Origin of the sequence: Methylophaga sulfidovorans (assembly GCF_900114205.1) — a bacterium.
Lineage (GTDB): Bacteria > Pseudomonadota > Gammaproteobacteria > Nitrosococcales > Methylophagaceae > Methylophaga > Methylophaga sulfidovorans.
The window spans coordinates 93,213-108,694 of the sequence record NZ_FOSH01000005.1 but is presented as its reverse complement, the minus strand read 5'-3'; the positions used below and the strand labels follow the sequence as shown (position 1 = coordinate 108,694).

The 15,482-nt window shown below is 43.8% G+C and carries 13 protein-coding genes and 1 pseudogene; 9 read left to right on the top strand and 5 right to left on the bottom strand.

The genetic code is table 11. The annotated features are described in order from the left end of the window. Positions 1-24 precede the first annotated feature (24 nt). The 3 genes from BM232_RS05495 to clpB all read left to right on the top strand — a co-directional run bounded on the left by BM232_RS05495 (position 25) and on the right by clpB (position 3,970). Positions 25-648: an L-threonylcarbamoyladenylate synthase gene (locus BM232_RS05495; protein ID WP_091712208.1), complete on the top strand. Its 624-nt coding sequence runs from the start codon at positions 25-27 to the stop codon at positions 646-648. A 4-nt stretch (positions 649-652) separates the two neighbouring features. Further along, positions 653-1,315, top strand: a complete 663-nt coding sequence (locus BM232_RS05490) for a lysophospholipid acyltransferase family protein (protein WP_091712207.1) — start codon at positions 653-655, stop codon at positions 1,313-1,315. 69 nt (positions 1,316-1,384) lie between these two features. Next, positions 1,385-3,970: an ATP-dependent chaperone ClpB gene (gene clpB, locus BM232_RS05485; RefSeq protein WP_091712206.1), complete on the top strand. Its 2,586-nt coding sequence runs from the start codon at positions 1,385-1,387 to the stop codon at positions 3,968-3,970. 60 nt (positions 3,971-4,030) lie between these two features. Here the strand turns inward: clpB and BM232_RS05480 are convergent. The 4 genes and pseudogenes from BM232_RS05480 to BM232_RS05470 form a co-directional block, all read right to left on the bottom strand. Further along, positions 4,031-4,165: pseudogene (locus BM232_RS05480) on the bottom strand (cyanase); the annotation flags it as partial. A 36-nt stretch (positions 4,166-4,201) separates the two neighbouring features. Beyond that, positions 4,202-4,921, bottom strand: a complete 720-nt coding sequence (locus BM232_RS15060) for an EAL domain-containing protein (RefSeq protein WP_245752821.1) — start codon at positions 4,919-4,921, stop codon at positions 4,202-4,204. A gap of 15 nt (positions 4,922-4,936) precedes the next feature. Next, on the bottom strand, positions 4,937-6,307 hold the full coding sequence (locus tag BM232_RS05475; RefSeq protein ID WP_245752820.1) for a sensor domain-containing diguanylate cyclase: 1,371 nt from the start codon (positions 6,305-6,307) through the stop codon (positions 4,937-4,939). A gap of 36 nt (positions 6,308-6,343) precedes the next feature. Beyond that, entirely contained in the window at positions 6,344-7,174 is an 831-nt protein-coding gene (locus BM232_RS05470; protein WP_091712205.1) for an SDR family NAD(P)-dependent oxidoreductase, read from the bottom strand. 114 nt (positions 7,175-7,288) lie between these two features. Here BM232_RS05470 and BM232_RS05465 point away from each other — a divergent pair, with 114 nt between their 5' ends. Continuing rightward, a complete protein-coding gene (locus tag BM232_RS05465) occupies positions 7,289-8,122 on the top strand; it encodes a CheR family methyltransferase (protein WP_091712204.1) in 834 nt (277 codons plus the stop codon). Here the strand turns inward: BM232_RS05465 and BM232_RS05460 are convergent. Beyond that, the gene (locus BM232_RS05460; protein ID WP_091712203.1) at positions 8,119-8,796 is read right to left on the bottom strand and encodes a DUF4126 domain-containing protein; all 678 of its coding nucleotides are present in this window, start codon (positions 8,794-8,796) and stop codon (positions 8,119-8,121) included. The two genes, BM232_RS05465 and BM232_RS05460, sit on opposite strands and share 4 nt — an antisense overlap. A gap of 58 nt (positions 8,797-8,854) precedes the next feature. On the opposite strand from BM232_RS05460, the gene BM232_RS05455 reads away from it, so the two are divergent. From BM232_RS05455 to BM232_RS15055, 5 genes are read left to right on the top strand one after another with little or no spacing between them, the layout of a single operon-like run. After that, the gene (locus tag BM232_RS05455; protein ID WP_091712202.1) at positions 8,855-9,613 is read left to right on the top strand and encodes a Nif3-like dinuclear metal center hexameric protein; all 759 of its coding nucleotides are present in this window, start codon (positions 8,855-8,857) and stop codon (positions 9,611-9,613) included. Positions 9,614-9,619: 6 nt separating this feature from the next. Then, positions 9,620-10,978, top strand: coding sequence for a YihY/virulence factor BrkB family protein (locus BM232_RS05450; RefSeq protein ID WP_091712201.1), 1,359 nt, complete (start codon positions 9,620-9,622; stop codon positions 10,976-10,978). Next, a complete protein-coding gene (gene coaBC, locus BM232_RS05445; RefSeq protein WP_091712200.1) occupies positions 10,975-12,204 on the top strand; it encodes a bifunctional phosphopantothenoylcysteine decarboxylase/phosphopantothenate--cysteine ligase CoaBC in 1,230 nt (409 codons plus the stop codon). Before BM232_RS05450 ends, coaBC begins: the two co-directional genes overlap by 4 nt. Then, entirely contained in the window at positions 12,176-12,631 is a 456-nt protein-coding gene (gene dut, locus BM232_RS05440) for a dUTP diphosphatase (protein ID WP_091712199.1), read from the top strand. Before coaBC ends, dut begins: the two co-directional genes overlap by 29 nt. 18 nt (positions 12,632-12,649) lie before the next feature. Continuing rightward, positions 12,650-15,475 carry a phosphomannomutase/phosphoglucomutase gene (locus tag BM232_RS15055; protein ID WP_091712198.1) on the top strand — a complete coding sequence of 942 codons (2,826 nt, stop codon included), beginning with the start codon at positions 12,650-12,652 and terminating at the stop codon, positions 15,473-15,475. The last annotated feature ends 7 nt before the right edge of the window (positions 15,476-15,482 follow it).

Genomic DNA, 15,482 nt, shown 5'->3' with positions numbered 1-15,482 from the left:
TAACTTTTATAAGTGTGATTTTATATGAGCCAGTTTTTTCAAATACATCCGGATAATCCTCAGGTAAGACTGATCAAGCAAGCATGCGAAATCATCCGCCGCGGTGGTTTGATTGTTTATCCCACCGATTCCGGCTATGCATTGGGGTGTCAAATCGGTGATAACGATGCGATGGAACGCCTGCGTCGAATCCGCCAGTTAGATGCGGACCATAACTTCACTCTGGTGTGCCGTGATTTATCAGAACTATCGACCTATGCGAAATTTAATAATGCAGTATTTCGTTTATTAAAAGCCTATACCCCGGGACCGTACACATTTGTTTTACCGGCGACCAAAGAAGTGCCACGGAAATTACAGCATCCTAAGCGTAAAACCATTGGTTTACGTATCCCGGAACATACGATAGCACTGGCATTGCTGGAAGAACTTAATGAACCGTTAATGAGTTCAACGCTGATTTTGCCTGGCGATGAGATGCCAATGACAGATGCCGATGATATTGTCGATGCCATTGGCAAACATGTTGATTTAATCATCGATGGCGGCGCTTGTGGTGCAGAGCCCACCACGGTAGTTGAATTTGTTGATGACTTACCTGAAGTCACCCGACATGGCATGGGAGATACTACGCCATTCGAGAGTTAAGCGTATGTGGATAACGCTAATCCTCTTATTGGTCTTTTTCGCTGTCTGTCTATCTCAGTCACGCGCAGACTGGGGTGGCATACATGTGAACTGGCTGGATGGCCTAACCCGTATTCTCTGCAAAGTGTTACATCGTCATCCCGGTCTGGTATTACCTTTGCCTGAACAGGGCCCTGCGATAGTTGCCGCCAATCATATTTCCGGGCTCGATCCCTTATTATTAATCGCAGCCAGCCGTCGGCCATTACGCTTTCTTATTGCATCTGAAGAATATAATCGCCCTGTTTTGCACTGGATTTTCAAAGCAGCCGGTTGTATTCCTGTTGACCGCCAAGGGCGAGCAGAACAAGCACTGCGAGCTGCAAGACGCGCCCTCGAACAGGGAGAGGTAGTCGCCTTATTTCCTCACGGCAAAATTCATTTAGATAGCGATCCGCCGAGGCCGATAAAGGCAGGTGTTGTTCGTTTAGCAATATGGACAAAAACACCGATTTATCCGGTGCGCCTGGATGGGGTGACAGCACAGGGACAGGTGTTACTGGCGCCTTTTGTTCCCAGCCATGTTCAGATCTGTGTTGGCAAACCTTTACAGCCTTTGCAGGAAATCGATGAGCTTAAAGCTGAATTAACAAGCCATATCGAAACGATGCAAAAACATCCGCATTAGCTCTCTTGATTTTTATCGAGGCTTCCCCCATTTCTGTATTAACTTACTTTTTCAGGGGAAATACCTCGTATGCAAATAGATAAATTAACCAGTAAATTTCAGGAAGCATTAGCGGCTGCCCAGAGTATGGCCGTAGGGCAGGATCATCAGTTTATTGAACCTGTGCATTTAATGCTTGCCTTGTTGCAGCAACAAAACGGCAGTGTAAAACCGATTCTGGCTCAGAGTGGTGTCAATGTTGCCGCTTATCAAACAGATTTAGAGCAGCAGTTATCACGACTGGCTCAGGTTGAAGGTGGTAATGGTGATATCCATGTATCACAAGATTTAAGTCGATTACTGAATCAAACGGATAAGCTGGCACAACAACGTCAGGATCAATATATTTCCAGTGAACTGTTTGTGCTGGCATTGGTGGAAGATAAAAACCAACATGGTGAATTACTCCGTAAGCATGGTGGTAACAAAACAGCGATTAATACTGCTATCGATAAAATTCGTGGAGGGGAGCGAGTGACTGATCCTAATGCAGAAGAACAACGTCAGGCTTTGGAAAAATACACCATTGATCTGACAGCAAGAGCGGAAGCCGGCAAATTAGATCCGGTAATTGGTCGTGACGATGAAATTCGTCGCACCATTCAGGTCTTGCAGCGCCGTACCAAAAATAATCCTGTGCTTATCGGTGAACCCGGTGTAGGTAAAACCGCGATTGTTGAAGGTTTGGCCCAACGTATCGTCAATGGTGAAGTGCCTGATGGTATGAAAAACAAACGGGTTCTAGCTCTGGATATGGGCTCTTTGATTGCCGGAGCTAAATTCCGTGGTGAGTTTGAAGAACGCCTGAAAGCGGTGTTGAATGATCTATCGAAACAAGAAGGTCAGATCATTCTGTTTATCGATGAAATTCATACCATGGTCGGTGCTGGTAAGGCTGAAGGCGCAATGGATGCGGGAAATATGCTCAAACCTGCACTGGCACGCGGTGAGCTTCACTGTATCGGTGCCACAACGTTAAATGAGTATCGTCAATATGTAGAAAAAGATGCTGCGTTGGAACGTCGTTTCCAGAAAGTGATTGTCGGCGAACCTAGCGTTGAATCGACCATTGCGATCTTACGTGGTCTGGCAGAGCGTTATGAAGTGCATCATGGCGTGGATATTACTGATCCGGCGATTGTGGCGGCAGCGACTTTGTCGAACCGGTACATTACCGACCGTAAGCTACCGGATAAAGCGATTGACCTTATTGATGAGGCAGCCAGCCGTATTCGCATGGAAATTGACTCTAAGCCAGAGGTGCTGGATCGTCTTGAACGGCGTTTGATTCAATTAAAAATTGAACGTATGGCGCTGAAAAAACAAAGTGATGATGCCTCTAAAAAACGTCTGGAAACGCTTGAGACGGAGATGAAAAAACTGGCCAGAGAATATACCGATCTGGAAGAAGTCTGGAAGTCTGAGAAAGCGTCGCTACATGGTAGTCAGCATGTAAAAGAAGAGTTGGAAAAAGCACGTCTGGAACTGGATGCTGCTAATCGTAATGCCGATTATGAAAAAATGGCGAAACTACAATATGGACGTATTCCAGAGCTGGAAAAACAGCTGAAACTGGCGACAGAAGCTGAGATGCAGGAGTTTACCTTGTTGCGTAACAAGGTCGGTGAAGAGGAAATTGCTGAAGTTGTGTCCAAATGGACGGGCATTCCTGTGTCAAAAATGCTGGAAGGTGAACGCGACAAACTGCTGAAAATGGATGATGCCTTACACGAAACCGTGATTGGTCAGGATGAGGCAGTGAGTTCAGTGGCTAATGCGATTCGTCGTAGTCGGGCAGGCTTATCTGATCCCCACCGTCCGAATGGTTCTTTCCTGTTTTTAGGACCAACCGGTGTTGGTAAAACCGAGTTATGTAAATCGTTGGCTAACTTCCTGTTTGATACACAGGATGCGATGGTTCGAATAGATATGTCTGAGTTTATGGAAAAACACTCTGTTGCTCGTCTGGTTGGTGCACCTCCTGGCTATGTCGGTTATGAAGAAGGTGGCTATCTGACGGAAGCGGTCAGACGCAAACCTTATTCAGTCATTTTGTTGGATGAAGTGGAAAAAGCCCATCCGGATGTCTTTAATATTCTGCTTCAGGTTCTGGATGATGGCCGTTTGACCGATGGGCAGGGACGCACAGTGGATTTCCGCAATACTGTTATTGTGATGACGTCTAATCTGGGCTCCAGTGTTATTCAGGAGATGGCGGGTGAAGAAAACTATGACGCAATGAAAGCGGCAGTGATGGAGATTGTGTCACAACATTTCCGCCCGGAATTTATCAATCGTGTTGATGATGTGGTGGTGTTCCATCCATTACAACAAGCGCAAATCCGTGCAATTGCTGAGATTCAGTTATCTCATCTACGTGCAAGATTGGCTGAGCGTGATATGAAATTGATGTTATCCGATGAAGCCTTGGATTTGATTGCTTCTGAAGGTTTCGATCCTGTGTATGGTGCAAGACCACTTAAACGGGTGATTCAACACGAGATTGAAAATCCTCTGGCGCAGGATTTATTGTCAGGTAAGTTTTCAGCTGGTGATACGGTCAATATTGAAGTTGAAGCGGATAAGCTAGTGTTCAAAGAGCTGAAACTTCACTAAAACAGAGGTAAAAAAAGAAGGGAGAAAACCGTGGTTTATCTCCCTTCATCATGGGGAAACCTACCAGGCTTTATAGGGCAAAAACTTACCATTCATTGTCACGACCACACGATCACCTTTGGGGTCGTGTTCTCGTTCTACGGTCATATTAAAATCAATGGCGCTGATGATGCCATCGCCAAACTTTTCTTGAATGTTTTGATTCTGCTTGCTGCAGATAATAAATGATGGTTAATGAGTCTCGACAGGTAAATTTTGTTGAGGTTTGCCTATATAAAATCCTTGGGCAAAATCGACACCATATTCTTGCAAAATATTGAGGATAGCTTCATTTTCAACAAATTCAGCAATGGTCTTACGTCCTAAGCCTTTGGCGACATCTATCAATGCTTTAACAAAAAGCTGATCATCAGCATTGATATCCAGGTTTTTAATAAAAATGCCATCAATTTTGATGATATCGATGGGTAATTCACGCATATAATTGAAGGAAGCAAAACCAACCCCAAAGTCGTCCAGTGAGAAACGGCAGCCGAGCGCTTTTATCGCTGTCATCATCAGTTTTGCCTGATACAGATTTGAGACAGCAACGGTTTCAGTCACTTCAAAAATTAAGGCAGTAGGATCAACATCGAAACGTTTAATGAGTTTTTTCAGATAGGGCAGTAAAACAGGCGTATCAACTACCGCACCGGAGAGGTTGATGGCGAATTTAATTTTAGAGCCTTGTTTCTGAAGTTCAGCTAATTTTTTGATGCTATGGTGCAGCACATAATGATCAATGCTTTGAATTAAGCCCACTTCCTCTGCAATTTCAATAAATTTGCCGGGTAAGGTGACTTCATTGGTCTTGGGATCACGCATTATGATCAGCACTTCATAATGTTGAATTTCATGATTACTTAGATTGAGGATGGGCTGAAAATATAAAACAAATAGATGATTCTCCAATGCTTCTTCTATTTTTTACTTCCAGTAAACCCGCTTTTGAAGTTGTTCACGGCTACGATCATCCAGTGAAAAGACATGATATCGACCTTTCCCATTGGCCTTGGCTCGATACATAGCTAGATCGGCAAAACCAATAAGTTCATTGGTGGTGGCGTCTTGTAAAGGATAATTGACGATACCAATACTGGCTGAAATCGTATGACGGACCATCTCGTAATTAAGATGAATCGCTGAGAGTTCAGCCAGTATTTTTTCTGAAACCGTGATAGCACCAGCTTCGTCGCTTTCCGGCATGATCACCGCAAATTCATCACCACTCAATCTGGCAACAAAATCGGTAAAACGTGTGACTCTTTGTAACGTTTTAGCGACCAGTTTCAGGGCTTCATCACCGGCTCTGTGACCACTGGTGTCATTGATATCTTTAAAGCGATCTAAATCTAATAATAAAAGTGTGCTGTTATGTTTATAGCGAATGGCTGTTTGCAGCGATTTTTCAAATTCTTCAGTAAACTTCCTTCTATTGCACAAATTAGTCAACGGATCATGTTCAGCCATCCAGACGATACGTTTCTCTGCTGCTCGGGTTTCTGTGGTATCCAATCCAACCGATAGAATTAGGGTATTTTCATCATTTTTTTCTACGCGAGAATGGAACCAGGAAATTTGTTTTAAGTTACCTGTTTTATCAACAAGCTCAGCCTCTTGCTGAGCTATCTGAATATTACCGATAAGCAGTTCTTTGAGAATATTATCCGTTTCAGACCAGTTACCAGGAGGAAAAAAGCGGGCAACATCTGACCCCTCTACTTCATCGCGGCTGAAGCCAGTTAGTTTTTCACCGTAATGATTGAATAAATGAATCGCACGGTTATTATCAGAAGTCATCACAATCATCTGAGCTGTATCAACTAGCTGTGTAATGAAATCCCGTTCGGTTTTTAATGCCTGATGTGCCTTAAATACTGCTTTATTGCGTTGTGAAATCTTATCTTCCAGCTGTTCTTGCATCGTTGTCAGATCACATAACTCTTGTTTCAGGTTGACGACGGCTTGGTCTGAATTAGTTTCATTGACGGATTCACATTGTTCTCGGGCCTCAGTGTATTTTTTACTGGCGACCAGAGGAACAGAGAGTGTGAGCTGACCTAAATCATCGATGACCGATTGAATTGGCTGGGTGATATAACGTGATAAAAATAAGGTAAGAAGTACATAGCTGACAATGCTGGAAAGTGCTGCGATCCAGGCGATATTTGAGACTGATTGGAAGCTGTAGAGTATTGAAAAAAATACGCCAATGGCAATAACCGCAGACAGTAAACTGTATGTCAGTATTCGGCTTGTTGTCTGTGTCACGGTAGTTGAACGTCTGGTATCACTCATAATAACCACTTGTCCATGATATATATCCCTATACAGTTAGCTATCTGATACTTTTCTGCACATCCAGTCTAATATACCCATAGGTAGCAGTTTTTTACTATATGCAAAAAGATAGGTAGGAAAAGTGACGTAGTAACGTCTTTTAGGTTTTTTCGCTTCCAATGCATGAATACATTTTTCCACCACTGCATCGGCTGGCAGTGTGAACGGCGTTGCAGGACCTTGTTTCTTAAGTCTTACTTCCATTGCCTCATATGTTTCACGATGAGGGCTATGTGCTTTATCTATATGCTGTAGGTATTTTTTATAGGCATTCTCTCGAAACCGACTGGTGATAGGTCCCGGTTCAATCAGACTGATATGAATATTGCTACCGTAGAGTTCGATGCGTAAGGTATCGGCCAGACCTTCTATCGCATATTTACTGGCGTTGTAAGCTCCCCGGTAGGCCAAAGCAATAAGTCCCAGAATAGAGCTGTTGTAAATAATTCGCCCATGACCCTGCTTACGCATCTGCGCTATGGCAAGATTTGTCAGTTGCTGTGTGCCAAACACATTTGTGTCAAACTGCTCTTTCAGAGCGGTACGTGACAAGTCTTCAACTGCGCCAGGTTGCCCAAAGGCGGCATTATTAAATAAGCCATCCAGTTGATTATCAAGATAATTCAATGCTTGTTGAAAACCAGTATTGACACTGTTTTCGTCAGCCAAGTCCAGAATAATGGTATGAATACCATGTTGTTCCAGCTCTACTTTATCTTTGTGGTTACGGACAGTAGCAACAACTTTATAGCCACGCGAGTGTAGTGTTTTTGCTGCACATAAACCAATACCACTTGAGCAACCTGTAATCAGACATGTTTTCATTCGATTTCTTATCTTCCTCTAAACTATTTGTCACTTTATCTGATGTTTCGGTAAATGTTTAAGTATATTGTCCGATATGCTATATGTTCCATTGATACTTAACCCTGAGACACTATGCAGACGCAAGAAATAACGGATATCGACTACCAGCGCTTTAGGCGTTTTTTAGAGGATGCCTGTGGCATTCTGCTTGGGGATGGCAAGCAATACCTTATTGTGAGTAGATTGACGCGCCTGCTTCGCGATGAAAATATAGCGAGCCTGTCAGAGTTGATAACTGCGGTTGAGCGTGGTCAGCCTCACCATTTGCGTGATGCCGTTATTGATGCGATGACAACAAACGAAACCTCCTGGTTTCGCGATGTACAGCCTTTTGAGACACTCGGACAGGTCATTTTTCCAGAGTTGGACAAGCTTCGGGGGAGCTCTCTCAGAATCTGGTCCGCTGCTTGCTCCTCAGGTCAGGAACCCTACACTATTAGTATGATGCTGAGTGAATATTGCCGTAAGTCTCCCTCAAACAGAATTGCTTCCAGTCAAATTGTCGCTACTGATATTTCAAGTTCGATGTTGGTTCAGGCGAAAAAAGCAGAATATGAGGATGTGGCTGTTGGTCGTGGTTTATCCGATCAGCGCCGCCAACAGTTTTTTACTAAACAGGGAGACCGTTGGCGTGTAATGGATGAGGTTAGACAACGTGTCAGTTTTAGACCTCAGAATCTTCTGCAAAGCTTTGGCACATTGGGTAAGTTCGATATTATTTTTTGTCGTAATGTGCTGATTTATTTTTCCGCTGATCGTAAAAAAGATATTCTGCAAAGAATGGCACAATCACTAAACAAGGGCGGGTATCTGTTTCTGGGTGCATCAGAAACGATCAGTGGTTATACCGATGCCTTTGATCTTGTTCGCACTCCTCACAGCACGGTTTATCGCAAAAAAGATTAGTGCGGATCGTGTTCAATTTTCTTCACTGGCGGTGTTGGTTCGGCCGGGCTTGAAGTCGCAGGATTAGTCTCTGTCGGTTTTATCAGCCCCAACCATGCACCGACTTTCTGAAAGATTGCTTTCAGTAGGCGCCATAACCTTGGTAAAAGCCAAATCATCAGTACAATAAATACGCCAAGAGCAATCAAAAATAATACCGGGTGGTGAAGCGCCGTCCATAAACCAGCAATTACTAATAAGTCTTCGCTGATAGAGGCTCCCCAGTTTGTGACAGGTTCTGGAGATGTGTTGATTAATAAGCGGCTGCCTGCCTTAGTCGCATGGCTACCCGCCGCTAGTGTGCCACCTAACAATGCCGCAGTTAATTCCACTGCCGGGCTGACATCGCCAACAGCGCCAGCAGCTAACATCGCGCCGGCAGGAATTCTAATAAAGGTATGCATGGTATCCCAGCCGGAGTCGACGCCCGGGATTTTATCGGCGAAAAATTCAACACAGTACATAAAACCTGCTGCCGCCATTACCATAGGATCGGTGAGGATTTGGAGTTCATCAGGTAATACAATATTGCCTGTCATGCCCATATAGCCAAGCATAAAAATGGTCGCATAGAGATTGATACCGCTAGCCCATGCTGCTCCCATACTGAGTGCAATAATATTGACTGCTTCCATTGATTGCTCTCCATTTTGTTATAGTGATGACTTACTTAAGCCATAGGGATTTGAGTTGATGATAACCCGAACTGAATTTCTCGCCTATATCAACCACGTTTTAGAACCTGAACGTTTTAATGATTACTGCCCAAATGGTCTTCAGGTGGAAGGAAGTGAAGATATTACGACGCTGGTTACCGGAGTAACAGCATCAGAAGCTTTGCTTGAAGAAGCTATTGAGTTAAATGCTGATGCGATCTTAGTTCATCATGGTTATTTCTGGCGGGGAGAAGATGCTCGCATAATTGGTATGAAGCAGCGCAGATTAAGATTACTACTGGAAAATGACATTAATTTAATTGCCTATCACCTGCCATTGGATGCTCATCCGACACTGGGTAATAATGCGCAACTCGCTGAGCTACTAGGCATCGAAGTTGATGGCCGAATTTCTGGCATGGGAGAACCAGCCATAGGCTTATGTGGTAGTTTGCCGGAACCCTTATCGTTATCCGCTTTTAGTAGTCATGTCCGCCAAAAATTAAAACGTGATCCTTTAGTGATACAGGGACATGACCGACCAATAACTACCGTTGGCTGGTGTACCGGCGCAGCTCAGGGATATCTACAATATGCGGCTGAACTGGGATTGGACATCTACATTAGCGGCGAGATTTCGGAACCAACTGTGCATATAGCGCGTGAATTAGGTATTAACTATATGGCTGCTGGCCATCACGCGACAGAACGTTATGGTGTGAAAGCCTTAGGGGAAATGATGGCGGAGCAGTTTGATATCGTTCATCATTTTATTGATATAGATAACCCGGTTTAGATTCTTATGTTGAAGTCCATACTTAATTTTTATAAGAAACAGCGTATTCGAGTTCAACGCTTTTTTGATATTACTTTATGGCAAGACATTCCAGACGATGCTTCACCTTTATGGCGTTTTTGGGTGAATGCCATTCGTGTGACTTATATTATGGTTCGCGAATTAGCGACAGGTGAGTTGAATTTGCGGGCGATGAGTCTGGTGTTTACGACCATTCTTTCTTTGGTGCCTTTAATTGCCGTTGCCTTCTCTGTTTTAAAAGCCTTTGGTGTCCATAACCAAATGGAACCTATGTTGTTAAGTCTGCTGGAACCACTGGGAGATCGTGGTCCGGAAATCACCGAAAATATTATTGGCTTTGTCCAGAATGTGAAAGTCGGTGTGCTGGGCTCTATTGGTGTGGCCATGTTGTTCTATACAATCATCGCACTGGTTCAGAAAATTGAGAATGCGTTTAATTTTGTCTGGCGCGTAAAGCGTTCACGATCATTAGCCAGGCGGTTTACTGACTATCTCAGCGTAGTGATGATAGGTCCGGTGCTGATTTTTTCTGCACTTGGACTGGTAGCAACCGTTGTTAATCATGAATTTGTAAAACAATTAAGCAGTATCGAGCCATTTGGCACTTTGTTGGTCATTGGAACGAAGTTATTACCTTACTTAATGATCATTACGGCATTTACGTTTTTATATAAATTTATTCCAAATACAAAGGTAAAATTCAGCCCGGCATTAATTGGGGCCTCGGTTGCTGGTGCATTATGGATTGGCGTGGGTACGGTATTTGCAAAATTTGTGGCTTCTTCATCCAACTACACGGCCATCTATTCCAGCTTTGCTATTTTGTTCTTCTTCATGATTTGGTTGTATCTGGCTTGGTTTATTTTATTAACCGGTTCGCAGGTCGCGTTTTACCTTCAACATCCCAAGTTAGTGAGATTAGCAGGTAAACCATTAACGTTAAGCCCGCGATTGCGGGAGCGTGAAGGTTTGTGGCTGATGACAGTGATTGCAAGACGGTTCTGTCAAAACGAGGCTCCGATCAGCATCCAGCATTTGGAAGAGCAAACCGGACTGACCAATAATGCGGTGCAGGACTTACTCAGCAGTCTTGAAAAAGGAGGCTTTCTTGTGGAAGTGGCTGGTGATGAAACACGTTATGTCCCTGCATCTGATGTTGCTACCATCAAAGTAGCGGCTTTATTACATTGTTTACGCACAGCCGAAGAAAATAGTGCATATCATGTTAAAGGTGTGCTGGATAAAGATGTAAACAAGTTATTGAAAGATATTGGTGATGCTCAGACTGAGGTTTTAGGTGATTTAACTCTGCGTGAGCTTGCTATAAGGAAAGAGGGCGAATGAGCGACGTCTCAGCATTAAATGGTAAAAAGATTGTTATTGGTGTAACAGGTAGTATCGCTGCATATAAAGGAGCGGATTTAATTCGACGCCTGAAAGAATATGGTGCTGAGGTTCGTGTCATGATGACAACTGGCGCTGCCGAATTTATCACCCCGCTGACATTACAGACCTTAAGTGGTCACCCTGTGGCAATGACATTATTAGATGCTGATGAAGAGTCGGCAATGGGACATATTGCACTGGCCCGCTGGGCAGATTGGATTCTGATTGCTCCGGCAACGGCTGATTGTCTCTCCAGACTTGTTTCAGGTCGTGCTGATGACATTCTGGCAGCGGTTTGTCTGGCAACGGAAGCACCGATTGCTGTCGCGCCGGCAATGAATAATAAAATGTGGTCAAACGTAGCAACGCAGTCCAATTTAGCATTATTAAAACAACGCGGTGTCAGTGTGATTGGCCCTGCCAGCGGCGATCAAGCTTGTGGTGAACAAGGGGAAGGTCGGTTGTTGGAACCATTGGACATTGTCTATGAGTTAGACCGTTTAATGGTGCCAGGACTTTTAGCAGGAAAACAGGTAGTCATTACTGCCGGGCCAACTTATGAGCCGATTGATCCTGTGAGATTTATTGGTAATCGTAGTTCTGGGAAAATGGGTTTTGCTATCGCACAGGCGGCTAAAGAAGCTGGAGCGAAGGTGACCATTATCGCCGGGCCTGTTCAATTGGCCACGCCTTCAGCTGTTAAACGCCTCAATGTAGAAACTACAGAACAGATGGCGTTAGCTGTTGAAGATAGTATTGAAGCGTGTGATATTTTTATCAGTTGTGCGGCTGTTTCTGACTATCGGCCTACACAGCTTGAACAAGAAAAAATTAAAAAAACGTCACAGCAGCCGATAAATATAGAGCTTGAACCGACGACAGACATTGTGTCTACTGTGACAAATCGACACAATAGGCCGTCGTTTGTCGTAGGATTTGCAGCAGAAACACACAATTTAACGGAATATGCTAAATCCAAGTTAGAGCGAAAGAAACTCGATATGATCGCGGCTAATTTGGTTGGAGAAAATCAGGGGTTTGCTGTTGATGATAATGCGCTGCATATTATCTGGACTGACGGCGAGCAAACATTGCCACTGATGCCTAAAACGCAGCTGGCAAGAGAACTAATGACATTAATAATAAAAAGATTCTATGCAAAAAATTCAATTAAAAATTCTTGATCCCAGACTGGGTGACAGTATCGCTCTTCCGGATTATGCCACCTCAGGTTCAGCGGGTTTAGATTTACGAGCATGCCTTGATGAACCCGTCACACTCGCTCCTGGAGAAACAGTTTTAATTCCTACTGGCCTTGCCATTCACATTGATGACGCCAGCCTGGCTGCTGTGCTGCTACCTCGATCAGGATTAGGCCATAAGCATGGAATCGTGTTGGGTAACCTAGTCGGATTGATTGACAGCGACTACCAAGGTCAGGTGTTTGTCTCATGTTGGAACCGCGGTACAGATAATTTTGAAATCAGTGTAGGAGAGCGGATTGCACAAATGGTTTTTGTACCCGTGGTTCAGGTAGGTTTTGAGAAGGTCGATGAATTCACCTCATCGGAGCGTGGTTCAGGTGGGTTTGGACATACTGGACGTCAGTAGTAGTCAAAGGGGATTGGCATGGCCATGATGGAAAAGCTGGGAAGCAAGTTTATTAGTATTCTTTTGCTATTGGTTATGCTTGTAGTACTCAGTGCTGCAGTTATTTTTATCAATACGCAGTCAAATACTACCCAGCAAAATAATGAGCGTGAAAAGAGCCAACAAATAGTCAATGCGGTTATAGCTAGTTATCAGCAACAAATTAAGGAATGGCAGCAAAGAGCGGTCAGTTTGGCTGAATTAAACGAGACAAAGCAGCTTGCAAACACCAAGAATATTTATGATGTAGAGAATTGGAAAAATCTTGCCAATACCTTTTTCCCATCGGCTAAAGCGATTTGTTTAATTACCAGACAATATGATGCACCAACAAATGAAGGTTGTTTGCCGATTACTTATGTATCACTGAAAAGTTTAAGACAGCTGACAGCGCAGACACAATCGGATGTCGCGATGATTATGCAAGATGGGAAAGCCGATCATATTTTGTTGGCAGCGAGAGTGCCTCTTGATGATAAACAACAATATGCAGCTGTTGCGATTGCGCTAAAACCAAGTGATATTCAGTTGATTAACCCAGGGCTGTTGCCTGACACATATATTGAGATCACCCAGGGAGATTTACCAACGGGTCTTCTTACTACTATAGGTAATAGTCAATATAAAAAAGCTGAACCAATCATCTCTCAGCCTATACCAAACACCTATTGGCAAGTGAAACTATGGTCTGTATCCACAAGTGCCGGAACATCGCTATGGTTAGTTTTCGCTCCTGTTATGGTTTTGACTGTGCTGATATGGCTGCTCAGAGATTGGTGGCAAAGGAAATTATTACACTCGGATGCCAATACATTAGAAGAGCAGCTAAGAGACCTGCAAGAAGTTAAGTTGAAAACAAAGTACCCATTAGTTTTCAGTGAGTTATATGGTGTGAGAGAGCAGATACAACAACTGGCTATACCAGAGAGGAAACGGGCCGTACCTGTCGAAGAATCACTTAATACATTTGTCATTGATGAACCTGAAATGCAGGAACAAAGTGACGCATCTGTTGAAACAACAGACGAAGCCCAGACAGGTAACGAGTCATACAATGACGATGTGATTGATTATGACCGCCCATATGAGCAAGCTGTTATGGATGATACTGAAGATTCGGTGCCAGATGAGGAGGTCGTTCATGACCAACAGTACGCTTCGAGTTTAAGTCTGGATGAAACCGTAGCGAATAGTTCAGATTTACTTGAGCTTAAGCTGACTGATGAGGACACGCAAAATGATGAGCCTGAGTCTTCAGTCTTTATCGAACCTGAATTTTCTGAAACAGAAAAACTGTCACTTGAAGCTGAGGCCGATCTGAGTTCTGCGTCTGAGGATGAAACAAAAGAAATCTTCCATGAAGATACTCAGCAAAGTCCCCCTGCCACAGAAAAGAAACTGGAATTGAATCCGCCATCTGCACAAAACCTGCCAGATGAAGCTATCTTCCGGGCTTATGACATCAGAGGGATTGTCGGTGAGCAGTTGACAGTACCGGTGATGACACTGATTGGCCGTTCTGTTGGTAGTCAAATGATCGCTCAAGGTGTCACAGAGCTTGTGGTTGGCCATGATGGTCGGCTAAGTAGCCAGCCTCTGGCAAAAGCATTTATGCGAGGAGTAACTAATACCGGCTGTAACGTTATTGACCTCGGTCAGGTTCCGACTCCAGTTGTTTATTTTGCTTGTGAGCATTTAAAAACACGTTCGGGAGCGATGATTACCGGTAGTCATAACCCCGCCAATTACAATGGCATTAAATTAGTCATTGCAGGTAAGACATTGGAAGGTGATGAGGTCCACGCATTATATCGCCGTATCAAACAGGGAGCTTTCGAGACAGGTCGCGGTAATATTAGTGCGAGTGATGTGACGGAAGCCTATGTTCAAAGGATCAAGTCTGATATTAAACTTGAACGTAAACTCAAAGTTGTAGTGGATTGCGGTAATGGTGTCGCCGGTAAAGTATTACCAAAAGTATTAAAAGAAATTGGCTGTAATGTTATAGAGTTGTTTTGTGAAGTCGATGGTCGTTTCCCAAATCATCATCCAAACCCGGGGGAGCCCGAAAACCTTAAATCCTTGATCTCAGAAGTGAAGTCTACAGGGGCCGAACTTGGTATTGCTGTAGATGGAGATGGTGATCGTCTGGGCGTGGTGGATACAGAAGGAAATATTATCTGGCCGGATCAGTTAATGATATTGTTTTCACGAGCTGTTCTGGAGAAATCACCTGGTGCCACAGTCCTTTATGATGTAAAAAGTACGAGTTTGCTTGAGGGCGTGATACGCTTTGCTGGTGGTGAACCAATGATGGTGCCATCCGGACATTCTGTTATCAAAAACAAAATGCAGCAGTATAATGCCGCGCTGGCTGCTGAGATGAGTGGACATTTCTTCTTCAATGACCGCTGGTATGGCTTTGATGATGCGACCTATGCGGCTGCAAGACTGGTTGAGTTATTATCGGCAGATCCTATGTCTAGAACGCCGACTCAACTGTTTGCTGAGATTAGTCAACGTGTTTCTACTCCAGAAATCATGGTGAATATGCCATATCCTGAAGCGAAACGCTTCATGACCACACTTATCAGTAATTTCAATGCAGACGGTGGTGAAATTTCTACTGTGGATGGTATCCGCGTAGATTATGCTGATGGTTGGGGATTAGTGCGGATCTCAAATACATTACCTGCTTTAACCTTAAGGTTTGAAGCCACCAATGACATTGAACTGGAAAGAATTAAGCAGTTGTTCATTGAACAAATGCAGCAAGTGAAACCGACCCTGACATTAAAACTATAATTTAAGA

Excerpts from the sequence above, each read along its gene's own strand:
- dut (WP_091712199.1), top strand. The coding sequence starts at position 12,176 with ATGCAAAAAATTCAATTAAAAATTCTTGATCCCAGACTGGGTGACAGT.
- BM232_RS05475 (WP_245752820.1), bottom strand. The coding sequence starts at position 6,307 with ATGAGTGATACCAGACGTTCAACTACCGTGACACAGACAACAAGCCGA.
- BM232_RS05460 (WP_091712203.1), bottom strand. The coding sequence starts at position 8,796 with ATGGAAGCAGTCAATATTATTGCACTCAGTATGGGAGCAGCATGGGCT.
- clpB (WP_091712206.1), top strand. The coding sequence starts at position 1,385 with ATGCAAATAGATAAATTAACCAGTAAATTTCAGGAAGCATTAGCGGCT.
- BM232_RS05450 (WP_091712201.1), top strand. The coding sequence starts at position 9,620 with ATGTTGAAGTCCATACTTAATTTTTATAAGAAACAGCGTATTCGAGTT.
- BM232_RS05490 (WP_091712207.1), top strand. The coding sequence starts at position 653 with ATGTGGATAACGCTAATCCTCTTATTGGTCTTTTTCGCTGTCTGTCTA.
- BM232_RS15055 (WP_091712198.1), top strand. The coding sequence starts at position 12,650 with ATGGCCATGATGGAAAAGCTGGGAAGCAAGTTTATTAGTATTCTTTTG.
- BM232_RS05495 (WP_091712208.1), top strand. The coding sequence starts at position 25 with ATGAGCCAGTTTTTTCAAATACATCCGGATAATCCTCAGGTAAGACTG.
- BM232_RS05465 (WP_091712204.1), top strand. The coding sequence starts at position 7,289 with ATGCAGACGCAAGAAATAACGGATATCGACTACCAGCGCTTTAGGCGT.
- coaBC (WP_091712200.1), top strand. The coding sequence starts at position 10,975 with ATGAGCGACGTCTCAGCATTAAATGGTAAAAAGATTGTTATTGGTGTA.
- BM232_RS05470 (WP_091712205.1), bottom strand. The coding sequence starts at position 7,174 with ATGAAAACATGTCTGATTACAGGTTGCTCAAGTGGTATTGGTTTATGT.
- BM232_RS05455 (WP_091712202.1), top strand. The coding sequence starts at position 8,855 with ATGATAACCCGAACTGAATTTCTCGCCTATATCAACCACGTTTTAGAA.